The organism is Streptomyces sp. NPDC086766, from assembly GCF_044746005.1.
GTDB lineage: Bacteria > Actinomycetota > Actinomycetes > Streptomycetales > Streptomycetaceae > Streptomyces.
Genome location: NZ_JBIVBI010000001.1, coordinates 1 through 23,194, shown reverse-complemented (window position 1 = coordinate 23,194; position 23,194 = coordinate 1). Strand labels below are relative to the sequence as shown.

Below are 23,194 nucleotides of genomic sequence, written 5' to 3'. Positions count from 1 at the left end.
TGGTTCGACCAACCTGCACACAACCTGACTACGCAGTCGCCTATGGCGTGGGGAAGGCCACTTCGACGCGGCCTTGACCGTCCGCGATCGCACGGACCGCCACTCCCGCGGACGCGGCGAGACGCCGTACCACGGCCAGCCCCAATCCGTGCCCGTTGCCGCTGGTCACGCCCGCTTCGAAGACCCGGTCAACCTCTGCCGGATCGAACCCCGGGCCGTCGTCGAGGACATTGACCACGACGCCCTGCGGCAGGACGCGCGCTGTGACCCAAACGCGCGAACTCGCGTGCCGCAGGCCGTTCTCCAGCAGGGGTGACAACACGGCCACGACGAGTTCGGCTGCCACGGCGACACCGACGTTGGCCGGGATGGCGAGTTCGATGGAGCGACCAGCTACCGCCTGTCGCGCCGCCGTCCTGAGGTCGCAGCGGGTACCGCCGTCGATCCGTGTCCGGGCGGCACTCAAAATCGTCGTAATCGCCGTGTTCAGGCGGTCGACCTCGGTCAGAACGGACTCCGGTGCGAGATGGTGACCGGAGAGTTGCGCCAACTGTGCCTCGCCCCGCAGGGCCGTCAAGGGCGTCCGCAACTCGTGGGCGATCTCATCGGTGAGCCGGCGCTCGTCCGCGAGCGCCTTGTCTATGCGGTCAAGCAAGCGATCGAGAGTTCGCCCGAGCTCCCCGAATTCGTCGCGAGGAACGCCGAGGTCGAATCGGCGCCCGGGTTCGTGATCGCCCCAGTCGTCGGCAAGGGCGGCCATCTCGTGGACCACCCGCAACGCACGACCCACCACGAGGTATGCCACGACGCCCGCGAGCAGGACCGAGATGCCACCCAACATGAGTGACATCGCCAGGCTGCGCTGCTCCGACGTCTCGTACGGCGTCAGATCCACCCTTACGACCGCAACGACGCGGTGGCCTTCGAGCCGGATCGGCCGGGCATACAGAAGGTATCTGCCGACCGTGGTGGTCTGGGACTGTCCGGAGCCGGCGAGCGCCTCGACGCGGTCAAGGAGGCTGCCCGGCACGATCCCGTCGATGAGGTGTCCATCGGCGTACACCCACGAGACCGTGTCCAGCGCTTCGTTGCCGCTCTCGATCAGCACGACGTGGCCACGGCGTAGGGTTACGTTCGCCGCCACCGCCTCCGCACGCGTATGCGCCAGCGCGTTCGCGTCGGCGTCGGTCACCCGGCTCAGCAAGACGTGCGAGACCACCACCAGCACTGCGACCACCGCTGTCGCGATCAGAACCGCGAGCGCGACGACTCTCCCACGGAAGCCCGTCACTCCCATCGATAGCCCACTCCGCGGACCGTCGCCAGGCGATCGGCGACGCCCAGCGCACCGAGTTTGGTCCGTAGCCGGCGAACGAAGGAGTCGAGGGTGTTGTCGCTGACCTGCGCGCCATACGGCCAACCAGCGGCGACCAGGGCGTGGCGGCGCACAGCTTCGCCCTGCGAGGCGATGAGCCTGCCCAACAAGCGAAACTCGGTCGGCGTCAGGCTCTCGCTTGTCGAACCGTAGATCACGACATGTTTCGCCGGATCGAGGACGACGCCTCCCCCTGGTGGGAGCATCGCGGTCCTTCTGCGTAGCAGGGCGCGGACCCGCACCAGCAACTCCGGGATGTCGAACGGTTTCGTCATGTAGTCGTCGGCTCCCGCCTCGAAGCCGCCCACCTTGTGATGCATGCCATCCAGAGCGGTGAGCATCAGCACCGGGGCATCGACGCCACGTGCCCGCAGCGCCAAGCAGACATCACGGCCATCAGCATCCGGGAGCCCCAGATCCAGGACGACCAGATGAGGGACTGGCTCAAGGTGCCGCAGCAGGCCGTCCGCCGTAGAAGCGACTGCGACCGTATGGCCGTCGTGCTCGAGTGCGCGCTTGAGGACACCACGGACCGCCGCGTCGTCTTCGCACACCACGATAAAAGCCACGCGCTGACCCTAGGTACTCCCGCGTAAGTTCTCCATTCTCCGTGGTCAGCGCCCTGATGCCTGCCGGGCTGGCGGGACGGGGCAGGAGCGCACAGCCGGCGCAGCCGCCGGCTCCTCCTCGCCCACGCCAGCCAGTGCCTCACTCACCCGATCGAGTGCGCCGCCCACCTCAGTGGGTGTGACCACTCGAAGGGCGCGCGGGCGCCACACATCCACCTGAAGCTGATGATCCCAAGGACGTGCGCGACCGCCTGATACTCAAGGAAGACGACTTCGCAGAAGTCTTCTGACGCGGTCCCGACCCGGTCGGCGTCGCCACGTCCGGAACACTCGGGCAGCCGCAGAACCCGTTCGGGGCCGGAACCTCACGGAATCCGACCCCGAACGTGAACATCAGCGTGTCAGCGTCGAGCCGTCCTGCCCAGGACGAACTCGGCGACCGCGGCGACCAGAAGTGCCAGGCCGAGGCCCAGTACACCGGCATTGATGACGGACGGCCCCTGCGACCACGCCCAGGCACAGCCGACAAGGAACGCCACCACAACGGCGATACGGCCGGAGGCCGTGGAGATGACGCGCAGCGACTGCTGGCCGGCCATACGGCGGCGGTACTTCAGCGCCAGGAGCAGCGCCGCGGCCGCGACGAGGATGGACGGCCCTGCGAAGGATTCCATGTCCTCGATCCTCTCTCTACGGGTGTCGAGTTTCCGCGGGCGAGTTACTTGCAGTAGCCGCCGGAGTATTCGTACGGGAGGAACGTGGGCACCTTGACCTCCACGCACTTGTGGTCGGAGTCCGCGTTCCAGGCAACCCTGGAAATATTCGCGGCGTTCAGGATGCCATAGGCGTCGAACGGCGGCGGTGCGGCAGCGAACAATACGGCCACGAAGCCCGCGTTCGAGGCCACGTGGGACGTTTCCTTCTTGTTGAAGTAAACGGTGCCGCTGATGATCCCCCACGTCCACTTGGGATCGGCGACCACCGGGAAGGCGGTGTTGGAGTCCGGGATGACCGTCTGCGTGATCGTGTTTCCTTCGACGGTGTAGGACGTCGGCACCGCCTTGCCGTTGGCGTCCTTGGCCCACGGCGTCTCCAGACCGCCGATGATCGTTCCGGCGTCGTTGAAGACGACGAGGCCGCCCTCGGCAGTCTGACGAACCGTTGCCCCGGCAGGCAGGGAGAGCGTGAACGACTGCTGCCGAGGAGCGTTGGCGTCGCCGAGCGTGAACAGCGCGCGGAACCCCCCGTCAGTGGTCGCCTGCGCAGCCGCGCTGACGGATGAGTCGCTCCCGGCGAAGACATCGGTGCCGCTGGTGCTGGACTGCTCTTTCGCCCCGGTTGCCGGCAGCGTGAGGGCAACGGTCGTGTCACCCTTCGTGGCCGTGATGGGCTGGTCGCCGCGAGCGGGCAGCGTCACCTGGGCGCCGTTGGCCGTCGTGTTCGCGTCGGCCGGGAGCAGGTTGTCGGTCCCGGTCGCCCTTTCGATCACCGCCGCTGAAGGAGCGATGGTGTTGGACGTGTCAGCCGCCGCGACAGGCACCAGAGTCGTGGTCAGGGCGGCTACGCCGGCGAGGATGGAAAGCCCGGCTATTGCACGTCTGTGCATGAAGTTGTTCCCCCAAGAGTGGTTCCGGTCCGCGGGTCAATGCGAACTGATCAACTTCTACACGATCAAACGCAAACCTTTGATAGGGGGATATCCCTCGACCCGTGAGGCAAAGTCCGTCTCTTTATCCACACTTGGCCATGAGATGGTGAACTAATGCTTCCCTGATGCGGGAATTTCGGACATTCAGTGACGATCAAGCATCGGCGGGTCGTCCGAGATGGCCTCTGTGAAGCCCGTCACTCGAACCACGCCATGGGGTCGAACGGCTCTTCCGCACCGTCATCACCGACGGCGCCGCAGCCGAGGGGGCGGCCGTGTTCGCAGGTTCCGCGGTCGCGGCGGGGACGGCACAGCTCCCCCGCTCGATGGACGGGGCCGAAGGACGGGGCGGTCAGGGTGACGAAGACTTCCCAGGCGCGGACGTCGCGGGAGCGGACGAGGGGGACAGTGATGACTCCGAAGATCACCGCGAACGTGACTGGGCGGGCGGGGTGGGGTTAGCGGATGGCTCCGGTGCCGACCCCGCCACCGCCGAGATGACCCTGGGCGACCTGAACAAGGGCATGGCGCTGCGACTCCGTGAGGATGTGGTGCCAGCGAGCGTGTGCCATAGCGTGCGTCCTTCTCGTTCTATTGAAGGATCATATTCACGGCCACCCCGTGACAAGGCACCCCTGATCTTCGGGCTCGTTGTCCCCGCGCAGGAAGGAAAGGGGAAACGGCACGACGGTGGGCACAATCGGCCGCAGCCATCTGTGGTGCGCTGACATGTCGTCCGGCGAGTCACCGAACACCAACGAGCCCCCTCGCAATCAAGAAAGGGGGCTCGCAGGGCCAGGCCCCCCGAAGGAACTCGGCCGTCTGATCGCGCGCGACACGTGCCGTGTTGCCGCACTCCGCGAAGAGCGTCAGCGTCAGGAAGTGCCCAGCCAAGGACAGGTCCGGTGCCACGAACCAGTGGGCGTACGCGTCCAACTCGCTCGCCAGGCGCTTGGCTTTCCCCGCATTCATCATGTCCCCTTCCGAGCCGTAGACGGCCCTCACCTCACCACTTGCAGCACACAAGCCAGTACACGGCGAAAGGTCCCTGACCGGGAGCGTTCACCAGGGGGTTCACATGAACACCGGCAAACGCAAAAGGGGTTCATCAACGAACCCCCTAGCGAGAGACTGCTGTGACACGATGAACACTCGCCGTCATTCTCGGGTTTGCAGGGGAGCATGAACCGAGAGCCGAACGCGCAGCTAATCGCCGCAATGAACGAGGCCAAGGTCTCGAACAAGGGTCTTGCCAAGCGGATGCAGGACGCCGCTGCACAGCGCGGAGTGAGCCTTGGAACCACACACGTTTCCGTGAAGCGATGGCGCGAGGGCTCGGGCATCCAGACGCAGGCAGCAGCGATCATGGCTGAGGTCTTGAGCGCCGAACTGGGCCGCCGCATCACGCCGAGCGATCTCGGGTTCCGCGACCTTGCACGGCCGGCCGCCCCTGAGCCGGTCGGATACCCCAGCACGGTGCCAGAAGCACTGTCCGTGTTGGGCAGCCTTGCCGACGAGCGCGCCGAAGCCCCAGCCGGCGATCAGCTGACGATCGCCGATGGAGATCTCAGCTCAGTGGTCCTGTCATGGATGCTCGCGCGCCCCGACGGCTTGCAGGCTGACCGACCTGTTCACCAACGTGTCGGCATGCGTGACGTCCGCGCCATCAGGGACGCGGCCAGCATGTTCATGCAACTCGACTTCAAGTACGGCGGAGGCCACGGCCACAAAGCACTGCGCCACTACTTCCGCCACGAGGTCCTGCCCCTGCTGGACGCCAGCTACAGCGAGAAGGTAGGCACCGCGTTAATCGGCGCCGCCACGGAGGTCTCGCAGTTGCTCGCCTGGACCGCGTACGACACCGGAAACCACCGACTCGCCTACCGCTACCTGGCCTCCACACTGCGCCTGACCCAGGTCATCGACGACCGCATGTTCGGCGCCCGCATCCTCGGCAACCTCAGCCACCAGGCCAACTATCTCGGCCACCACACCCAAGCGATCCAACTGGCCCGCGCCGCAGTCGAGGGCGCCAAAGGCCGGGCCACTCCGCGCGCCATGGCGAACTACTCGGCGATGGAAGCCCGCGCCCTGTCCAACGCAGGCGACCGTATCGCGGCCGGCCGCGCCATGAACGAGGCCCAATGCCACTTCGAGCACGCCGACACAGCCGAAGACCCCGCATGGCTGGCCTACTTCGACTCCGCGGAACTCATGGGTGAACTTTGCCACTGCTTCCGCGACCTCAAGATGCGCCGCGAAGCTGTCGAACAGGCACAGCGCGCCGTCGACACCACCGACCCGAAGTACGCACGTACCCTCGGCTTCTGCAAAATGGTGCTCGCACAGAGCCAGCTACTGAACGGCGAGTTGGAGGCCGCCGTCACCACCGCGAGCCTCGCAGTCGACGGCGGAGACTCCCTCCAGTCCACCCGCTTCCAGCGCTACGTGACCGACTTCCAGGCCGAGGTGAGCGTCCACGCAGCGATCCCGATCGTGGCTACCTTCAACGACCAGGTACAAGCGGCGCTTGCTCGGCTAAACGACGGCGAGTAAGAGACACCGACGCCCCAACTTCCTCAAGTTCCGCTCAGAAAAGAGATCCGTTTCTTGATGCGCACATGATTACCCCCATAGTGTCGAGCCCATCGACCGCATGACCAGCGGTCAACAACAAGGGGGAGACATGGGCATAGGTCTGCGCCGAACTACCATCGCGTCCAGCACCGCCCTGCTGCTCTGCTTCGCAGCAGTCAGCACAGCCACTGCGGACGAGGAAGCACCGACGCCCTCCACCGCTGCTTCAGACCAGGCTGCGGACGCAAGTCCCATCGCGGCGGAAGACACAGCTGAGATCAACGACCGTGACGGCTGGGACGAGAACGAAACCACGTCGGTGGTCCAGCCGAGATTCTGTGACGGCCCACAGACGTGGATCGAAATCAAGTCAAAGACGAACTACCACCTTCCGTCATGGTGGAACGGTACCAAGTACAAGGATGGCCCGGGCGGATCCATGACCGTCAGCGTTCTCAAGTCTGGCACCATCTCAGCCGAAATCTCCGCGGGAGCGGAAGGTGAGCTCAAGGGGGTTATTTGGGCGGCCAAGGTCAACGTCAGCGGCAAGATCGGCGGTAGCGTCGGGGTCACGGCGGGTCACACGTACACGCACCCCGTCTCCCGCGGCAAGTACGGCCATCTACAGTACGGGTCTTGGGGCTACAAGGTGTCGTGGGCGAAGTACCGACGCAAGGGGGACGGATGTCACGGCGGGACTCTGATCAACAGCGGTACGGCGACACTTCCCACCTCCGAGACCGGCTGGAAGTACTGGGAATCCGCCTCATGAGGCCTCATTCCGGGTGGATCATCGGCTGCGCCCTGGCCCCGACACTGTTGCTCACGGCTTGTACGTCGCACAACGACGCCGAGGCCACTCACTCCCCTTCACCCACAGCAACCCACCAGAGCACCGAGGCTCAAGCCGAGAAGAGGCTCACAGCCGAAGTCCAGTCAGCACTCGACGCCACCACGGATAAGGGCAGTTCGATGGTCGAGTCGGGGGTGGAACGCGTCTCTGACGGGGTACACACGCAACCCTCTCTGACTCAAGGCAAGACCTACAAACTGACTGTGGCATGTGCAGGGAAGGGCACTGCAGAGATTGTGCTCACGCCATCCAGTGCTGGCGAGAAGAAGCCAGTTCCCTGCGATCAGTCGGTGGTCTTCGAGCGCATCAAGCCCAAGGCGTCGCTCCGCCTCGACGTCGTGGGCAAGCCGGGCGCCTCAGGCATGGTCGCTTGGCGCATCAACAAGGTGTGACGGGTGTGGGGTCGCGGCTCTCAAAATGAGCCGCGACCCCACTCCGTTGTAGTCACCTTCTCACCACGGACGCCAGTCACGAGGCGCGTCATCATCGCGCAACGCGGCGATGCGCCGGCGGTACTCGGCCGCCGTCTTTTCGTCCTCCTGCACGTTCTGCATGAGCCACGTCGTCATGCCGAACTCTTGCAGCCGCCGGAGCGTGTCATAGCCGGGCCAGTCATACAGGTCCCACCCGTACGCTCGCACAAAGTCCGCGTACTGCTCATCGGTCTGCCATCCCAGACTGTGATGCTCGACCGCCGTGACCATCAGGTCCCACTCGGGGTGATCGAAACAGAAGGCCTCGAAGTCGATCAGGATCACTTCGCCCCGGTCATTCACCATGAGGTTCTGCACGTGAGCATCACCGTGCACCGGCCCCTTCAGAGTCTCGAACCTCAACTCCTCGAACTGACCGCGCAACTCCTGCCAGCGCTTGCGAAGGAAGACCCGGTCATCCTCTGGGATCGGCGCCTTGCTGATCCGCAGCTCTTGCTTGCCAAAGGGGTCGAAGGCAGGCAGCTCAAGACCGGCGGGCGCAGTCATGGAGTGCAGGTCCCTCAGGACGCCGCCCAGTTCTCCGTATGTGGCCTTACGGTCGCCCTCCACGATGCGACGCCAGAAGGTCACCGGGTGGCCGTCGATCAGGAGCGGCTGTTCCAGGCCATCAACTAGCCGGGACGCCGGGAACCCTTCCGCGGCCAGCCACCTGGCAACAGCAACCTCGACACGAGCCTTCGGCAACCACGGTTCACCCCGAGCTACCCGAACGATCACTGGTGCCGTGACCAGTCGGAACAGCGCATTTTCCCCTAGGCGAATCAACTCTGCGTCTCTGTCGTCCAGGCCGGCCGCCTTGCAGGCCCTGACCAGCACCTGCATAGCCCTCGCGGATGTGAACCCCTCTTGCGATCGAGCAGCGTCAGCCGCCATGCCCGTACCAGCTCCCCTATCGAGCGCGATCCACCGGTGCACGCTGCGGGTGACCAACCCGACGAGCACCGGACACACTGGAACCGTACCCAGGTTCCGGGGCCAACAGAGAGCCCATTGCCATGACTTCGGTCAGGGACCCGGACCTAGATGGCGCCATGGTGTCGGAGGCACACTGGTCCACCGCGGAGACTGTCTCCTTCACAGCACTGCGAAGGATCCCCAGACAAGATGGTTTGGGCAGACGGGGAGACACCGCAGACAGTGGGCCTCATAATGGCCCTGCGTAGGAATCGTGGGGGGGGCGACGTCAAGGTGCAGAAGTTCATCGTTATCGGCGTTGGGGAGTTCGATGCCAAAGATGACACGACGTTCGAGGATGAAGATCTATTCAACATCGACGAGTTCGAACCCCTTGACTTCGTAGCAAATAAGGCGAACGAAATATCGATCGCCCTTGAAGAAACAGGACTCGCCCCAGTCGGATCCAATCCGATACTGCACCCGTCTTATGCCGATTTGAAAGATGCACTAAAGGAGGCCAGGGGCGGACGGATGGCGAACAGCGCCGCCGTCATCCACTACATCGGTCACGGGATTGCCGACAGCGAACTCGGCGTATTGCACCTACCGGCCAGAGATACAGACTTGGAGGAATTGGGCGACACCAGCGTTGATGTAGGGGCGCTAATAAACGCGATCGAGTCCAACCAGCGTGGTCCGCACTCAGGGCATGGCCACCCTACCCTTCAGGCAGATTATCACTTGGCTTGCCGGTAAAGAGAACCGAACAACCGAAGCGATCACTTCACTGGTCGTACGTTTCATCCGTGAAGTGAACGAGTACTTCACTTCCGAGAGTAAGCGTCACCAAGTTCGCAGTCTTGTAGAGAATGAGATCGAGTCCAAGCATCCTGATCTGATCATTGCTCACTCGCTGGGCTCGGTTGTCGCCTACGAAGCTTTGCGGAATTCCGGACATCCAGTCAAGAGTCTGCTTACGGTTGGATCGCCACTGGGGCTAAGAGGGGGGATCTTCAACCGAGTTGCACCTGGCCCGGTAGAGGGGCTTGGGAAAAAGCCAGATAGCGTAAGACAATGGCTGAATGTTGCTGATCGTGGTGACATTGTCGCCGTCCCGAGGTTTCTTTCCAGAAGCTACTCCGGGATCTCCGCTGATCAGGAGACCGACATCGGGCTGTTTGCGTTTCACGGCCTGAGTAAATATCTGCAGTCAAGTCACGTTGGCAAGTTGATCCGGGAGCAATAGTCAAGACCTCTGGAGCAAGCCTGGCAGCACCTCGCTGATTTTCGGGGACTTGTCGGCGCCACGGCGGCAAGATCGCAGGGGAGAATCGCTTGCGCTGGCCCGTGGCCTCGTCAATGCGCTTGTCGTTCACCCGCGGCGCCTTGACCTCGGCCGCGCCAGCTGCAGGCGTAACCCTCCGGGGCTGGTGATAGCCGTTGCGGAACACCAGGCGACGCCGCAAGCCCACTGGCTCACACGCCACTGCACACGCCATCTAGCCCCCTTCCAGTCGGGAAGGAGGCTCAGGGCTACGCAGTCGCGCACTGGCCGGGAAAGGCTCTCAGACCCATTCCACCTCGGAGACGATGTTCGGGGCACTTGCAGGGCCTGGAAGCGGCGTCCGACAGGATTCCGGCGCTGCCGAGCAAGGAGGCGGGGCCGCCACCGCAGCCAACGCCGCAGCCACTTCCTCCTCGCTCACCCCGGCCAGCGCCTCAATCACCCGATCGAGTGCCTCGCCCACCTCAGTGCGTGTGACCACTCGAAGCCGGCGCCGGACCAGCGTTCTTGACTGTCAGAGGCAGCAACTTCTTGCCGGTCGGGCCGATTTGTATGGCCGTGTCCATCTGCGGGCACACCCCGCAGTCGAAGCACGGGGTCCAGCGGCAGTCCTCGACCTCTGTCTCGTCGAGGGCGTCCTGCCAGTCCTCCCAGAGCCAGTCCTTGTCGAGGCCGGAGTCGAGGTGGTCCCAGGGCAGGACCTCCTCGTAGGTGCGCTCGCGGGTGGTGTACCAGTCGACGTCGACGCCGAAGGGGGCCAGCGCCTTGTCCGCGCAGGCCATCCAGCGGTCGTAGGAGAAGTGCTCGCGCCAGCCGTCGAAGCGGCCGCCGTCCTCGTAGACCGCGCGGATCACCGCGCCGATGCGGCGGTCGCCGCGGGAGAGCAGGCCCTCGACGATGCCGGGCTTGCCGTCGTGGTAGCGGAAGCCGATCGAGCGGCCGTACTTCTTGTCGCCGCGGATCTTGTCGCGGAGCTTCTCCAGGCGGGCGTCCGTCTCCTCGGCGGAGAGCTGCGGGGCCCACTGGAAGGGGGTGTGGGGCTTGGGGACGAAACCGCCGATCGAGACCGTGCAGCGGATGTCGTTGGAGCGGGAGACCTCGCGGCCCTTGGCGATGACCTTCGTCGCCATGTCGGCGATCTGGAGGACGTCGTCGTCGGTCTCCGTGGGCAGGCCGCACATGAAGTACAGCTTCACCTGGCGCCAGCCGTTGCCGTAGGCCGTCGCGACCGTCCTGATCAGGTCGTCTTCCGAGACCATCTTGTTGATGACCTTGCGGATGCGCTCGGAGCCGCCCTCGGGGGCGAAGGTGAGGCCGGAGCGGCGGCCGTTGCGGGTCAGCTCGTTGGCGAGGTCGATGTTGAAGGCGTCCACGCGGGTGGAGGGGAGGGACAGGCCGATCTTGTCCTCCTCGTAGCGGTCCGCGAGGCCCTTGGCGATGTCGCCGATCTCGCTGTGGTCCGCGGAGGACAGGGACAGCAGGCCGACCTCCTCGAAGCCGGTCGCCTTCAGGCCCTTGTCGACCATCTCGCCGATGCCGGTGATCGAGCGCTCGCGCACCGGGCGGGTGATCATGCCGGCCTGGCAGAAGCGGCAGCCGCGCGTGCAGCCGCGGAAGATCTCGACCGACATGCGCTCGTGGACCGTCTCGGCCAGGGGGACGAGGGGCTGCTTGGGGTAGGGCCACTCGTCCAGGTCCATGACCGTGTGCTTGGACACGCGCCACGGGACGCCCGACCTGTTGGGGACCACGCGGGCGATACGGCCGTCCGCGAGGTACTCGACGTCGTAGAACGCCGGGATGTAGACCCCGCCCGTCTTCGCCAGCCGGAGGAGGACCTCCTCGCGGCCGCCGGGGCGGCCCTCCGCCTTCCACTCGCGGATGATCCGGGTCATGTCGAGCACGGCCTGCTCGCCGTCGCCGATGATCGCCGCGTCGATGAACTCCGCGATCGGCTCGGGGTTGAAGGCGGCGTGGCCGCCGGCCAGCACGATCGGGTCGTCGATCGTCCGGTCCTTGGACTCCAGCGGGATGCCCGCCAGGTCCAGGGCCGTGAGCATGTTCGTGTAGCCCAGCTCCGTGGAGAAGGAGAGGCCGAACACGTCGAAGGCCTTCACCGGACGGTGGCTGTCCACCGTGAACTGCGGGACGCGGTGCTCCCGCATCAGCGCCTCCAAGTCCGGCCACACGCTGTAGGTGCGCTCGGCGAGGACGCCCTCCCGCTCGTTGAGGACCTCGTAGAGGATCATGACGCCCTGGTTGGGCAGGCCGACCTCGTAGGCGTCGGGGTACATGAGCGCCCAGCGGACGTCACAGGACTCCCACGGCTTGACCGTGGAGTTGAGCTCTCCGCCGACGTACTGGATGGGCTTCTGCACATGCGGGAGCAGTGCTTCGAGCTGCGGGAACACCGACTCGGCGGCTTCGGCAGGCATCTCGCGAACCTTCGTGAGCTGACAGGGGTGACCATCTAGCGTAACCCGGTCGGAGGGCTGCCCCGTACGCTCAGCCGGGCGTCCCCGCGCCGAGCGTCCGCCGGGCTGCGGGCAGCTCCGCCTCCACGTCCGCCGCGCGCCGCTCCTCCCGTCCGTACAGCAGTCCGTAGGTGAAGGCGCTCTCCCCCGCCGTTTCCGCCCAGGCGGCGAGCTCGCGCAGGGCCAGGCGGGCCATGACGCTGTCCTGGTGGTCGCCGAGCAGGCCCTGGAGGGTCTTGGCGGAGACCACCAGGGCGGCGGCCGAATCGCCGAGCGCGGGCACGGCGGCCTCCGCCGCGTACCGCGCGCGCTTGGCCTTCTTGCGTGCCTCGTGCAGGGCGAGGTCGCGCCCGTCGCCGGGCGGCAGCTCCAGGGCGTGGTCGAGCAGCCGGGCGAGGGTGGCGAAGTCCTTGTGCACGGCTTTGGCGATCGCCTTGGACGGCTTGCCCGCGGCCGCCGGACGCAGCGGCGGGTCCGCGAGCACGGCGTCCAGCGCGTCGAGCAGGGCCAGATGCCGGGGGCCGTCCAGGACCGCGAGGAGCCGGCGGCGCGAGCCGCCGCTCTGCTCCCGCGACCAGGCGGTGAGGCGTTCGCGCACGGGGCCGGAGACCAGGTCGGCGGGCAGGGCGTCGAGGTCGGCCGTGAGACGTTCGGTGAGGACCTCCTGGTCGCGGTCGAGGCCGAGCTCGCCGGCGAGCCACTTCAGCTCCGCGCCGAGCGGGTCGGTGACCGTGCGGTCGAGGATCTTGCCGTAGCTGCGGAAGGCGCTGCGCATCCTGCGGGTGGCTACCCGCATACGGTGCACCGAGTCGGGGACGTCCCGGCGCACGGCCGGGTCCAGCGCGACGACGGCGTCCCGCTGGGCGCGCAGGTAGGCGAGGACGTGGTCGCCGGCGGTGACGGGGGCGGTCTCCTCGTGTGCCGGGCGCCGGTCCGGGGCGGTCTCGGCGAGGGCTCGGGCGAGTTTGGAGGGGGAGGCGGAGGGCCTTACGCCCGCCTTGCGCAACCGTTTCTCCACCCGGTCGAGGAAGCGGGGGTCGCCGCCGTCGGCGAGTTCCACCTCGATCTCGGTCCACTGGGCGGAGCCGCCGTCGCCGGTCAGCCGGTCGGCGCGTACGGCGTCGGTGCTGGCCTCGGCGAGCAGCGTGCCGTCCGCGTCGACCAGGTGGCGGACGTCGCGCTGGGAGCGGAGCCGGACCAGGGGCACCAGTTCGGCGCCGCGCACGCGGGAGCGGACGAGACCGGCGAGGCTGTCGGGCACGGTGTCGGACAGGGGCGCGCGGATCTCGTCGCGCACGCCCGGGGCGACCGGGAACTTCAGGTGCCAGCCCGCGTCCGAGCCGCCGGTGCGGCGGCGCAGGGTGAGCCCGTCGGCGGCGAGGCGTTCGTCGGCGGTGTCGTAGTAGACGGCGTCGAGTTCGGAGACGCCCTTGTCGAGGACGGCCGCGACGCCGCCGACGCCGGTGAGGTCCGGCAGACCGCTCTCGTCGGATTCGTACTTCCGCTCGATCTCGCGCTTGGTGTCCGCCATGACCTGAATCTAGTCGCAGCGCGGCGCTCGGGGCAGGGCGATCGGGGCAGTGGGTGCCTCGGTCCACTGCCCCGCTGCCCCACTGCCCGCTCCCCGCTGCCCCTTGAAGGTGCGGCCGGCCCGGGCCGCCGGCTCACGCCGACATGGGCCGCTTCACCCGGATCGACTGGAGCAGCCCGACCGCCACCCACACCGCGAACATCGACGAGCCGCCATAGGAGACGAACGGCAGCGGCAGACCGGTGACCGGCATGATGCCGAGGGTCATGCCGATGTTCTCGAAGGCCTGGAAGGCGAACCAGGCGACGATTCCGGCGGCGACGATCGTGCTGTACAGCTCGGTCGTCTCGCGGGCGATGCGGCAGGCCCGCCACAGCACCACGCCGAGCAGGACGATGATCAGACCGGCACCGAGGAAGCCCAGTTCCTCGCCCGCGACGGTGAAGACGAAGTCGGTCTGCTGCTCGGGCACGAACTGGCCGGTGGTCTGCGAGCCGTGGAACAGGCCCGCGCCGGTCAGCCCGCCGGAGCCGATGGCGATGCGCGCCTGGTTGGTGTTGTAGCCGACGCCCGCCGGGTCGAGGTCGGGGTTGGCGAAGGCCGCGAAGCGGGCGATCTGGTACTCGTCCAGGATGTGCAGCTGCCAGACCGCGATCGCGCCGGTCGCGCCCGCGGCGATGAGCCCGAAGATCCAGCGGTTGGAGGCGCCGGAGGCGAGGAGCACGCCGAGGATGATGATGACCATGACCATGACCGACCCGAGGTCGGGCATGAGCAGCACGATCAGGATCGGCACCGAGGCCAGGCCCAGCGCCTGCATGACCGTGCGGTGGTCGGGGTACGCCTTGTCGCCCGCGTCGACCCGGGCGGCGAGCAGCATCGCCATGCCCAGGATGATCGTGATCTTCACGAACTCCGAGGGCTGGAGCGAGAAGCCGCCGCCGAACACGATCCACGAGTGCGCGCCGTTGACGGTGGAGCCGAGCGGGGTGAGCACCAGCAGGATGCCGAAGAGGGACAGGCCGTAGAGGATCGGCACGGCGTTGCGCAGGGCGCGGTGGCCGAGCCAGACCGTGCCGATCATCAGGGCGAGCCCGATGCCGGTGTTCATCAGGTGCCGGAGCAGGAAGTAGTACGGGTCTCCCTGGTTGATCTCGGTCCGGTTTCGGGTGGCCGAGAAGACCAGGGCCGCGCCGATCGCCGACAGCGCGAGCGCCGACAGCAGCATCGGCCAGTCGAGTCGGCGGGCCATCGAGTCGCGGGCGAAGATCCGGGTCCACCCGGCCCGCTCGGGGCCGTATCCGGAGACGGAGAAGCTGTTCGCGCCGGTCATGTGAGGATCCTCCGGCTTCCCCTCTTCCGCGTCCGCCTGCGGGTGTCGCGGTTGCCTGTGGTGGGCGACGGGCTGGTCGCCGGGGTCTGCTGCCCGTCCGGGGCGGTGTCGTCCGGCTTGGTGGCCTGCTGGTCCTTCGCCGGGTCCTCGGAGACCTTGGGCGCCTTGATCGAGCCGTCGGGCTGGATCTTCGGCAGGCTCTTCTCCGGGCTGGGCAGCAGGGCCTTCTTCTTGTCGATCGACCCGTCGTCCTGCACGCCGTACAGGGCGCTGTAGATGTTGCGCACGGCCTCACCGGAGGCGCCGGAGCCCGTACCGGCCTGGGCGATGGTCATGATGACCGTGTAGTCCTTGGAGTACGTGGCCAGCCAGGACGTGGTCTGCTTGCCGTAGACCTCGGCGGTGCCGGTCTTGGCGTGCAGGGCGATCTTGTCCTGGGGCCAGCCGCCGAACTTCCAGGCGGCGGTACCGCGGGTGATGACGCCGGCGAAGGCGTCGTTCATGCCCTTGAGGGTGGCCTGGCTGACCGGCAGCCTGCCCTTCTTCTTCGGCTTGATCTCCTGGACGGTCTTGCCGTCGGGGCTGATGATCGCCTTGCCGATGGTCGGCTGGTACATGGTGCCGCCGTTGGCGACGGCGCCGTAGATCACGGCCTCCTGGATCGGCGTGACGAGGGTGTCGCCCTGGCCGATGGAGTAGTTGATCTCGTCACCCTCGCGCATCTTGTTGCCCTCGAGGCAGTTCTCGTACGCGATCTTCTCCACGTACGAGCCGTCCTTCTTGCCGCTCTTGCACCAGGCGTCCTTGTTGGCCTTCCAGTAGTTCAGCTTCCACTGGCGGTCGGGGACGCGGCCGGTGACCTCGTTGGGCAGGTCGAGGCCGGTCTCCTTGCCGAGGCCGAACTGGTGGGCGGTCTTGAAGAAGTAGTCCTTGGGCTGGCCCTTCTTCGGGTTGATGCCGCCGTCCCTCTTCCACTCGCGGTCCGCGAGGCCGTAGAAGACGGTGTCGCAGGAGACCTCCAGCGCCCGGCCGAGCGAGATCGGGCCGAAGTTCTCCCCCTCGAAGTTCTTGAAGACCTGGCCGCCGACCGAGTACGAACTGGTGCACGGATAGTTGCCGTCCCAGACGTAGCCGGCCTGGACGGCGGCGGCCGTGGAGACGACCTTGAACGTCGAGCCGGGCGCCGCCTGACCCTGTATGGCCCTGTTCAGCAGCGGATAGTCGGAGTCCTTGCCGGTCAGCGCCTTGTAGTCCTTGGCGGAGATGCCGCCGACCCAGACGTTCGGGTCGTACGTCGGGTTGGAGGCCATGGCGACGATGCGGCCGGTCTTGGCCTCCATCACCACGACGGCGCCGGAGTCGGCCTTGTAGTTCTCCCCGGTGATCTTGTCGAACTGCTGCCGGGCGACCTTCATCGCGTTGTCGAGCTGGTACTCGGCGACCCGCTGGACGCGGGAGTCGATGGAGGTGACGAGGTTGGAACCGGGCTCGGCGGCGTCGGACCGGGCCTTGCCGATGACCCGGCCGAGGTTGTCCACCTCGTAGCGGGTGACGCCGGCCTTGCCGCGCAGCTCCTTGTCGTACTGGCGCTCGAGACCGGAGCGGCCGACCATGTCGGAGCGCAGAAAGGGCGAGTCGGTGTCCTTGGCCTGCTGGATCTCGCCGTCGGTGACCGGGGAGAGGTAGCCGAGCACCTGGGAGGTGTTGGACTTGCCGGGCGCGGGGTAGCGGCGCACGGCCTCCGGCTCGGCGGTGATGCCGGGGAAGTCCTCGGCGCGCTCGCGGATCTGCAGGGCCTGCTTCGGGGTGGCCTCGTCGGTGATGGGGATGGGCTGGTACGGCGAGCCGTTCCAGCACGGCTGCGGGGTCTGGGCGTCGCACAGCCGGACCTTCTGCTCCACCTCCTTGGGGTCCATCCCGAGGACCCCGCCGAGCTTGGCGAGGACCGCCTTGCCGTCGTCCTTCTGCTTCAGCAGGTCGGTACGGGAGGCGGAGACCACCAGGCGGGTCTCGTTGTCGGCGATCGGGACACCGCGGGCGTCCAGGATCGAGCCGCGTACGGCCGGCTGGACGACCTGCTGGACGTGGTTGCCGGAGGCCTCCTTCTGGTACTCGGCGCCGTTGCGGATCTGCAGGAACCACAGGCGGCCGCCGAGGGTGCCGAGCAGGGAGAGGACGAGGATCTGGACGACGACGAGCCGGGTCTGGACCCTTGGGGTCCGTCCGGTCTCCGGAATGTTAGTCATGGGCCACGCCCATTCCTTCAAGGGTGGTGGTGGGAGACGGGTGGGCGTTGGTCACTGCGGCTGCCTCCCCCTCTCCGGGTGAGCACGGTGGTGCGTGGGTGTGCGGGTGGTGGTCGTGCCTGTCGCGGCCGTGTCAGCGGGACACGGCGGAGCCGTGCGGCCGGCTGCGGCCGACTGCCGTGGTTTCACAGCCGCTTGACCCCCTTGATGCGGCCGGCCCGGGCGGTGCGGGCGCGGGCCACCTTGACCCGCAGGCCGTTGCGCTGGCCGCCGATGCGCAGGCCGGTGCCGGCGGAGAGCCAGCCGGCGGAGATGTCGGTGGCCTTGCTCGCCGAACCGGTGGTCTCGGCGAGCGGGTCGTTCTCCACGCGGCGGGCCAGCGCCATGATGCCGGGGACCACGAAGGGCGCGAGCAGCAGGTCGTACAGGGCGGCCGTGGACAGCAGGCCGGCCAGGCCGACGTGGCGGGCGGCGGTGTCGCCGACGAGGGCGCCGACACCGGCGTACAGCAGGGTGGAGCCGATCGCGGCGGCCACCACCACGGCCATGGGGCCGGTGGCCGACTTGACCTGCCCGGTCTCCGGCTTGATGAGCCCGGCGCAGTAGCCGATGACGCACAGGACGAGGGCGTAGCGGCCGGCGGCGTGGTCGGCGGGCGGGACGAGGTCGGCGAGCAGCCCGGCGCCGAAGCCGACGAGGGCGCCGCCGACATGGCCGTAGACCATCGCCAGGCCGAGGACGGTGAGCAGCAGCAGGTCGGGTACGGCGCCCGGCAGGTGCAGCCGGGACAGCACGCTCACCTGGACGACCAGGGCGACGACGACCAGAGCGCTGGAGAGCAGGATCCGGTTGAGACGCATGGGACTTCGAGCTCCTACTGCTGCGGCTGGTCGGTGGCGGTCGCGTCGGCGGACGGGGTGACCGTCACGGTCACCGTCGGCGTCGGGGTCGGCTTGGGCTTCGGCGGGAGGACCTCGTCGCGCGGGTCCTTCTTCGGGGCCTCGACGACCACGCCCACGATGTCCAGCTTGCTGAAGCCGACGTACGGCGTGACGTAGACGGTGCGGGTCAGGTCGCCGCCGGAGGGGTCGACGCGGGAGACGACGCCGACCGGCACGCCGGGCACGAAGGGACGGTCGGCCTGCGAGCCGAAGGTGACCAGGCGGTCGCCCTTCTTCACGTCGGCCTTGCCGTTGAGCAGCTGCACACGCAGCGGGCGGTCGCCCTGCCCGGAGGCGAAGCCGAGTTCGTCGCTGCTCTCCATGCGGGTGCCGACGGTGAAGTCGGGGTCGTTGGCGAGCAGCACGGTGGCGGAGTCGGGGCCGACGGTGGTGACGCGGCCGACCAGGCCGTCGCCGTTGAGGACGGTCATGTCCCGCTTGATGCCGTCGTTGGCGCCGGCGTCGATGGTGATGGTCCAGGAGAAGCCCTGGGCGGCTCCTATGGCGATGACCTCGGCGCCCTTGATGCCGTACTGGCCCTGGCCCGCCACCTTCAGCATCTTGTCGAGCTGCTTGAGGCGGCTGCGGCTGCGGTCGTCGCTGCCGAGCCGGGCCTTGAGGGCGGCGTTCTCCTTCTCCAGGGCGGCGAGCCGGTCGTGCCGTTCACCGGAGTCGCGGACCGCGGAGACCGCGTTGCCGACCGGGTTCACCGCGGCCGACACGCCGTTCTCGATCGGGCCGAAGACGGTGGCGGCGGCCTGCCGTGCGCCGTCCACGGGGGAGTTCTTCCCCCCGCGGATGTCCACCGTGATCAAAGCGAACGCGATGGCGATCAGCAGTACCAGGAGCAGCCGGCTCTCTTTCGTGTCCCTCACGTGCGGCGGCCGTGCCTTCCTATAGGAATCGGGTATTGCCCCCAGACGACCCGGACGACGTGCACGACCCGGACAACCCGCATGACCCGAATGGCCCGGAGAACGCCGGGCGGGCCGGCAATGCCGAGAACACCGGCCCCCTGGAGCCCGTTTGGGGGATGTTATGCCTCTATATCAACGATCCGCCGCACGAGAGGAGAACGTCTCGCACGGCGGAATCGAAGAGTTGTGTCATCTGCGCGGCTGGGCGTCCAGGACCTGCTGGAGCGCCTCGAACTCCTCGACGCACTTGCCGGATCCGAGCGCCACGCTGTCCAGCGGGTCCTCGGCGATGTGGATCGGCATACCGGTCTCCCGGCGCAGCCGCTCGTCCAGACCGCGCAGCAGCGCTCCGCCGCCGGTCAGAACGATTCCTCGGTCCATGATGTCGCCGGACAGCTCCGGCGGGCACTTGTCGAGGGTCGTCTTGACCGCGTCGACGATCGCGTTGACCGGCTCCTCGATCGCCTTGCGCACCTCGGCCGCCGAGATGACGACGGTCTTCGGCAGCCCGGAGACGAGGTCCCGGCCGCGGATTTCGGTGTGCTCGTCAGAGTCGAGTTCGTACGCCGAACCAACCGTGATCTTGATCTGTTCGGCCGTCCGCTCACCCAGCAGGAGCGAGTACTCCTTCTTGACGTGCTGGATGATCGCGTTGTCCAGTTCGTCGCCGGCGACGCGGATGGACTGCGCGGTGACGATGCCGCCGAGCGAGATGACCGCGACCTCCGTGGTGCCGCCGCCGATGTCCACCACCATGTTGCCGGTGGCCTCGTGGACCGGCAGGCCGGAGCCGATGGCCGCGGCCATGGGCTCCTCGATGATGTGCACCTGGCGGGCGCCGGCCTGGGACGACGCCTCGATGACGGCACGGCGCTCGACGCCGGTGATGCCGGAGGGCACACAGACGACGACCCGCGGCCGGGCCAGATACCGCCGCTTGTGGATCTTCAGGATGAAGTAGCGGAGCATCCGCTCGGTGATCTCGAAGTCGGCGATCACGCCGTCCTTCAGCGGGCGGACGGCGACGATGTTGCCGGGCGTGCGGCCGATCATCTTCTTGGCTTCGGCGCCGACCGCGAGAATTCCACCGGTGTTCGTGTTGATCGCGACGACGGACGGCTCGTTGAGTACGATCCCGCGACCCCTGACGTACACCAGCGTGTTGGCGGTCCCGAGGTCGACAGCCATGTCACGGCCGATGAACGACATTGAGTTCCCCATCAGGATTCGTCTGGCCTTCCCTGGGAGCTTTTGAGGGCATTTCAGGTACGGCGAGGTGGGTGCTGTGACGTGAAGGCTTCCATCGTAGACGCGCCTGCACGAACACTGCGCGAGGGTCTCCGCCATTGTCAGCAGATGGCGTACCGGCTCGCTTCCGGAGACGGGCCATCGGGGGCACGCGTTCCCCCGATCGGCGCGGATATGCCCCGGGGCGGCCGATTTATTCCGGCCGCCCCAGGTCAGGCGGGTCGCCAGGCTGACACAGCGTCAGAATTCATGTGTGTCAGCCGTGCGGAGGCAGGGTGAGGAAACTCAGGCCCGGCCGGGAAAGAAGATCTTCACCTCGCGCGCGGCGGACTCCTCGGAGTCGGAGGCGTGGATCAGGTTCTCTCGGACGATCACGCCGTAGTCGCCGCGGATCGAGCCGGGCGCGGCGGCGATCGGGTCGGTCGGGCCGGCCAGGGCGCGCACGCCCTCGATGACCCGCTCACCCTCGACGATCATGGCCACCACCGGGCCGGAGGACATGAACTCCACCAGCGGCTCGTAGAAGGGCTTGCCCTGGTGCTCGCCGTAGTGCTGCTCCAGGGTGGCCTGGTCCAGGGTGCGCAGTTCCAGCGCGGTGATCTGCCAGCCGGCCTTGCGCTCGATACGGCTGATGATCTCGCCGGTCAGGCCACGACGGACGGCGTCGGGCTTGAGGAGGACGAGGGTGCGCTGGGTCACGGGGAGACTCCTTCTCCTGACAAGGGTGCGGTGGGACGAGGTTACAGGGCGTGTCCTCGGCCCTGTTACGCAGCGTCAGCCCCGGAGGAGCCGGCCCCGGCCTGGGCGGCGAACCTCGCCTTGGCGGCGTCGACCTTCCGGCCGAAATGCACCGAAGCCCACCACAGCGCCGCGAAGACCACGCCCAGGAAGTACATCATCGGCACCACGACGCCGGAGGCGATCAGCGCGATCTGCAGGGCCCAGCCGAGGTACACGCCGCCGGGGCGGGTCACCACCCCGCACAGCAGGACGCTCAGCAGCATGGCGGCGCCGCTGACGGTCCACACCGTCGCGGTGGACAGGTCCGGGTCCTTCATCGCGACGAGCGCGGCGAAGCCGATGACGAAGAACTCGCCGATCAGGGTCGAGGAACAGAGCGTACGCACGAGATGTCAGCCCCTCCCGAGGAGCAGTCGGGCCTCACCCACGGTGATGACGGAGCCGGTGACCAGCACACCGCCACCCGCGAACTCGCCCTCCTCCTCGGCGAGCGTGATGGCGGCCTCCAGCGCGTCCGGCAGCCTGGGCTCGACCTGGACGCGCTCCTCGCCGAACACCTCGACGGCGATCGCGGCCAGCTCGTCGGCGTCCATCGCGCGGTGGCTGGAGTTCTGGGTGACGACGATCTCGGCGAAGACCGGCTCGAAGGCCTCCAGCAGGCCCCGCACGTTCTTGTCGCCGCTCGCTCCGACCACGCCGATCAGCCGGCTGAAGTCGAACGCCTCGCCGATCGCCTCGGCCGTCACCCGGGCGCCCGCCGGGTTGTGGGCGGCGTCCAGGACGACGGTGGGCGAGCGGCGCACGATCTCCAGGCGGCCCGGCGAGGCGACGGACGCGAAGGCCTTGCGGACGGTCTCGCCGTCCAGCGGCTCGGCGCGCTGGGCGCCGACACCGAAGAAGGCCTCGACGGCCGCGAGCGCCACGGCGGCGTTGTGCGCCTGGTGGGCGCCGTGCAGCGGCAGGTAGATCTCCGGGTACTCGCCGCCGAGGCCGCGCAGGGTCAGCAGCTGGCCGCCGACGGCGACCTGCCGCGCCACGACGCCGAACTCCAGCCCCTCACGGGCCACGGTGGCGTCCACCTCGACGGCCTTCTTCAGCAGCACCTGGGCCGCGTCCACGGGCTGCTGCGCCATGATCACGGTGGCGCCCTGCTTGATGACTCCGGCCTTCTCGCCGGCGATCTCGCCGGGGGTGGAGCCGAGGATGTCGGTGTGGTCCAGGTCGATCGGGGTCACCACGGCCACGTCGGCGTCGATCACGTTGGTGGCGTCCCAGGTGCCGCCCATGCCGACCTCGACGACGGCCACGTCGACGGGCGCGTCCGCGAAGGCGGCGTAGGCCATGCCGGTGAGCACCTCGAAGAAGGACAGGCGGTACTCCTGCGCGGCGTCGACCATCTCCACGTACGGCTTGACGTCCTGGTACGTCTCGATGAAGCGCTCGGCGGAGATCGGGGCGCCGTCCAGGCTGATCCGCTCGGTGACCGACTGCACGTGCGGCGAGGTGTACCGGCCGGTGCGCAGTTCGAAGGCGCCGAGCAGGGCCTCGATCATGCGGGCGGTGGAGGTCTTGCCGTTGGTGCCGGTGATGTGGATCGAGGGGTACGACCGCTGCGGCTCGCCCAGGACATCCATCAGCGCGGCGATGCGGCTGACGGAGGGCTCCAGCTTGGTCTCGCCCCAGCGGCCGGCCAGCTCGCCCTCGACCTCGCGCAGGGCCTTGTCGACCTCGGGGTCCTCCGGCCGGGCCGGCACCTCGGCCGACGGCGGGCCGCCCTGGGTGCGCAGGGTGCGGCTGCCGGCCTCGATCACCGCCAGGTCGGGGTCGCGGGTCGTCTCGGCCGAGACGATCTCGTCGAAGGAGTCGAGGGGGTCGGGCTGCGCGTCGTCGTCGTGCCGGGGGAGGTCGCTCACGGGGCCAGTCTACGGAGCCCCGGTGACAGACGTGGACGAAGGCCCCCGGAGCCGTAGCGGATGCTGTTGGCGAATTCGGGGGCTCGGTCACTTCGCTCCGCCGAGCGTGAGCTCGGCGGGGCGAAGTGCTGCGAAGTGGCTGGTGCGGGTGC

General features: G+C 67.7%; 21 protein-coding genes and 1 pseudogene. 5 read left to right on the top strand and 17 right to left on the bottom strand.

Annotated elements, in window-relative coordinates; all coding sequences use genetic code 11:
- Positions 1 to 40 precede the first annotated feature (40 nt).
- The 5 genes from ACIPM1_RS00110 to ACIPM1_RS00090 all read right to left on the bottom strand — a co-directional run bounded on the left by ACIPM1_RS00110 (position 41) and on the right by ACIPM1_RS00090 (position 4,020).
- Positions 41 to 1,297 (bottom strand): sensor histidine kinase, encoded by a 1,257-nt coding sequence (locus ACIPM1_RS00110; RefSeq protein WP_402426757.1) that lies wholly within the window; start codon positions 1,295 to 1,297, stop codon positions 41 to 43.
- Positions 1,288 to 1,944: a response regulator transcription factor gene (locus ACIPM1_RS00105; RefSeq protein ID WP_402426754.1), complete on the bottom strand. Its 657-nt coding sequence runs from the start codon at positions 1,942 to 1,944 to the stop codon at positions 1,288 to 1,290. The genes ACIPM1_RS00110 and ACIPM1_RS00105 overlap by 10 nt, the downstream gene beginning before the upstream one ends.
- A 401-nt stretch (positions 1,945 to 2,345) precedes the next feature.
- Complete coding sequence (locus ACIPM1_RS00100; protein ID WP_402426751.1) at positions 2,346 to 2,618, bottom strand: hypothetical protein; 273 nt, start codon at positions 2,616 to 2,618, stop codon at positions 2,346 to 2,348.
- Positions 2,619 to 2,662: 44 nt separating this feature from the next.
- Positions 2,663 to 3,550, bottom strand: coding sequence for a hypothetical protein (locus ACIPM1_RS00095; protein ID WP_402426748.1), 888 nt, complete (start codon positions 3,548 to 3,550; stop codon positions 2,663 to 2,665).
- A 239-nt stretch (positions 3,551 to 3,789) separates the two neighbouring features.
- Positions 3,790 to 4,020: a replication initiator gene (locus ACIPM1_RS00090; RefSeq protein ID WP_402426745.1), complete on the bottom strand. Its 231-nt coding sequence runs from the start codon at positions 4,018 to 4,020 to the stop codon at positions 3,790 to 3,792.
- A 754-nt stretch (positions 4,021 to 4,774) separates the two neighbouring features.
- Between ACIPM1_RS00090 and ACIPM1_RS00085 the strand changes: the two genes are divergently transcribed.
- The 3 genes from ACIPM1_RS00085 to ACIPM1_RS00075 all read left to right on the top strand — a co-directional run bounded on the left by ACIPM1_RS00085 (position 4,775) and on the right by ACIPM1_RS00075 (position 7,414).
- On the top strand, positions 4,775 to 6,148 hold the full coding sequence (locus tag ACIPM1_RS00085; protein ID WP_402426742.1) for a sporulation protein: 1,374 nt from the start codon (positions 4,775 to 4,777) through the stop codon (positions 6,146 to 6,148).
- Between the two features lie 100 nt (positions 6,149 to 6,248).
- Positions 6,249 to 6,941, top strand: coding sequence for a hypothetical protein (locus tag ACIPM1_RS00080; protein ID WP_402426739.1), 693 nt, complete (start codon positions 6,249 to 6,251; stop codon positions 6,939 to 6,941).
- Positions 6,938 to 7,414, top strand: a complete 477-nt coding sequence (locus tag ACIPM1_RS00075; RefSeq protein ID WP_402426736.1) for a hypothetical protein — start codon at positions 6,938 to 6,940, stop codon at positions 7,412 to 7,414. Before ACIPM1_RS00080 ends, ACIPM1_RS00075 begins: the two co-directional genes overlap by 4 nt.
- A gap of 60 nt (positions 7,415 to 7,474) precedes the next feature.
- On the opposite strand, the gene ACIPM1_RS00070 is transcribed toward ACIPM1_RS00075, so the two are convergent.
- Positions 7,475 to 8,389: a phosphotransferase enzyme family protein gene (locus tag ACIPM1_RS00070; protein WP_402426733.1), complete on the bottom strand. Its 915-nt coding sequence runs from the start codon at positions 8,387 to 8,389 to the stop codon at positions 7,475 to 7,477.
- A gap of 315 nt (positions 8,390 to 8,704) precedes the next feature.
- Between ACIPM1_RS00070 and ACIPM1_RS00065 the strand changes: the two genes are divergently transcribed.
- Together ACIPM1_RS00065 and ACIPM1_RS00060 are read left to right on the top strand one after the other, a co-directional pair.
- Entirely contained in the window at positions 8,705 to 9,169 is a 465-nt protein-coding gene (locus ACIPM1_RS00065) for a hypothetical protein (protein ID WP_402426730.1), read from the top strand.
- A complete protein-coding gene (locus ACIPM1_RS00060; protein WP_402426727.1) occupies positions 9,123 to 9,659 on the top strand; it encodes a hypothetical protein in 537 nt (178 codons plus the stop codon). Before ACIPM1_RS00065 ends, ACIPM1_RS00060 begins: the two co-directional genes overlap by 47 nt.
- A gap of 21 nt (positions 9,660 to 9,680) precedes the next feature.
- Here the strand turns inward: ACIPM1_RS00060 and ACIPM1_RS00055 are convergent.
- The 11 genes and pseudogenes from ACIPM1_RS00055 to ACIPM1_RS00005 form a co-directional block, all read right to left on the bottom strand.
- A pseudogene (locus tag ACIPM1_RS00055) lies at positions 9,681 to 9,873 on the bottom strand (IS256 family transposase); the annotation flags it as partial.
- A 289-nt stretch (positions 9,874 to 10,162) separates the two neighbouring features.
- Positions 10,163 to 12,133, bottom strand: coding sequence for a TIGR03960 family B12-binding radical SAM protein (locus ACIPM1_RS00050; protein WP_402426724.1), 1,971 nt, complete (start codon positions 12,131 to 12,133; stop codon positions 10,163 to 10,165).
- A 70-nt stretch (positions 12,134 to 12,203) separates the two neighbouring features.
- Positions 12,204 to 13,703 (bottom strand): CHAD domain-containing protein, encoded by a 1,500-nt coding sequence (locus tag ACIPM1_RS00045; protein WP_402426721.1) that lies wholly within the window; start codon positions 13,701 to 13,703, stop codon positions 12,204 to 12,206.
- 133 nt (positions 13,704 to 13,836) lie between these two features.
- Positions 13,837 to 15,036 (bottom strand): rod shape-determining protein RodA, encoded by a 1,200-nt coding sequence (gene rodA, locus ACIPM1_RS00040; protein WP_402426718.1) that lies wholly within the window; start codon positions 15,034 to 15,036, stop codon positions 13,837 to 13,839.
- Positions 15,033 to 17,282 (bottom strand): penicillin-binding protein 2, encoded by a 2,250-nt coding sequence (mrdA, locus tag ACIPM1_RS00035; protein ID WP_402426715.1) that lies wholly within the window; start codon positions 17,280 to 17,282, stop codon positions 15,033 to 15,035. The genes rodA and mrdA overlap by 4 nt, the downstream gene beginning before the upstream one ends.
- A gap of 185 nt (positions 17,283 to 17,467) precedes the next feature.
- Entirely contained in the window at positions 17,468 to 18,142 is a 675-nt protein-coding gene (mreD, locus tag ACIPM1_RS00030) for a rod shape-determining protein MreD (protein ID WP_402426712.1), read from the bottom strand.
- Positions 18,143 to 18,156: 14 nt separating this feature from the next.
- Positions 18,157 to 19,098: a rod shape-determining protein MreC gene (mreC, locus tag ACIPM1_RS00025; RefSeq protein ID WP_402426709.1), complete on the bottom strand. Its 942-nt coding sequence runs from the start codon at positions 19,096 to 19,098 to the stop codon at positions 18,157 to 18,159.
- A 231-nt stretch (positions 19,099 to 19,329) separates the two neighbouring features.
- A complete protein-coding gene (locus tag ACIPM1_RS00020; protein ID WP_402426706.1) occupies positions 19,330 to 20,349 on the bottom strand; it encodes a rod shape-determining protein in 1,020 nt (339 codons plus the stop codon).
- 324 nt (positions 20,350 to 20,673) lie between these two features.
- Positions 20,674 to 21,087 (bottom strand): nucleoside-diphosphate kinase, encoded by a 414-nt coding sequence (ndk, locus tag ACIPM1_RS00015; protein ID WP_356180709.1) that lies wholly within the window; start codon positions 21,085 to 21,087, stop codon positions 20,674 to 20,676.
- A gap of 65 nt (positions 21,088 to 21,152) precedes the next feature.
- On the bottom strand, positions 21,153 to 21,515 hold the full coding sequence (locus tag ACIPM1_RS00010) for a DUF4233 domain-containing protein (RefSeq protein ID WP_402426701.1): 363 nt from the start codon (positions 21,513 to 21,515) through the stop codon (positions 21,153 to 21,155).
- Between the two features lie 6 nt (positions 21,516 to 21,521).
- A complete protein-coding gene (locus ACIPM1_RS00005; protein ID WP_402426698.1) occupies positions 21,522 to 23,042 on the bottom strand; it encodes a bifunctional folylpolyglutamate synthase/dihydrofolate synthase in 1,521 nt (506 codons plus the stop codon).
- Between the last annotated feature and the right edge of the window lie 152 nt (positions 23,043 to 23,194).

What these genes read in the sequence shown, in the direction of transcription:
- ACIPM1_RS00110 (WP_402426757.1), bottom strand. Translation starts at nt 1,297, where the DNA reads ATGGGAGTGACGGGCTTCCGTGGGAGAGTCGTCGCGCTCGCGGTTCTG.
- ACIPM1_RS00100 (WP_402426751.1), bottom strand. Translation starts at nt 2,618, where the DNA reads ATGGAATCCTTCGCAGGGCCGTCCATCCTCGTCGCGGCCGCGGCGCTG.
- ACIPM1_RS00095 (WP_402426748.1), bottom strand. Translation starts at nt 3,550, where the DNA reads ATGCACAGACGTGCAATAGCCGGGCTTTCCATCCTCGCCGGCGTAGCC.
- ACIPM1_RS00085 (WP_402426742.1), top strand. Translation starts at nt 4,775, where the DNA reads ATGAACCGAGAGCCGAACGCGCAGCTAATCGCCGCAATGAACGAGGCC.
- ACIPM1_RS00080 (WP_402426739.1), top strand. Translation starts at nt 6,249, where the DNA reads ATGACCAGCGGTCAACAACAAGGGGGAGACATGGGCATAGGTCTGCGC.
- ACIPM1_RS00075 (WP_402426736.1), top strand. Translation starts at nt 6,938, where the DNA reads ATGAGGCCTCATTCCGGGTGGATCATCGGCTGCGCCCTGGCCCCGACA.
- ACIPM1_RS00070 (WP_402426733.1), bottom strand. Translation starts at nt 8,389, where the DNA reads ATGGCGGCTGACGCTGCTCGATCGCAAGAGGGGTTCACATCCGCGAGG.
- ACIPM1_RS00060 (WP_402426727.1), top strand. Translation starts at nt 9,123, where the DNA reads ATGGCCACCCTACCCTTCAGGCAGATTATCACTTGGCTTGCCGGTAAA.
- ACIPM1_RS00050 (WP_402426724.1), bottom strand. Translation starts at nt 12,133, where the DNA reads ATGCCTGCCGAAGCCGCCGAGTCGGTGTTCCCGCAGCTCGAAGCACTG.
- ACIPM1_RS00045 (WP_402426721.1), bottom strand. Translation starts at nt 13,703, where the DNA reads ATGGCGGACACCAAGCGCGAGATCGAGCGGAAGTACGAATCCGACGAG.
- rodA (WP_402426718.1), bottom strand. Translation starts at nt 15,036, where the DNA reads ATGACCGGCGCGAACAGCTTCTCCGTCTCCGGATACGGCCCCGAGCGG.
- mrdA (WP_402426715.1), bottom strand. Translation starts at nt 17,282, where the DNA reads ATGACTAACATTCCGGAGACCGGACGGACCCCAAGGGTCCAGACCCGG.
- mreD (WP_402426712.1), bottom strand. Translation starts at nt 18,142, where the DNA reads ATGCGTCTCAACCGGATCCTGCTCTCCAGCGCTCTGGTCGTCGTCGCC.
- ACIPM1_RS00020 (WP_402426706.1), bottom strand. Translation starts at nt 20,349, where the DNA reads ATGTCGTTCATCGGCCGTGACATGGCTGTCGACCTCGGGACCGCCAAC.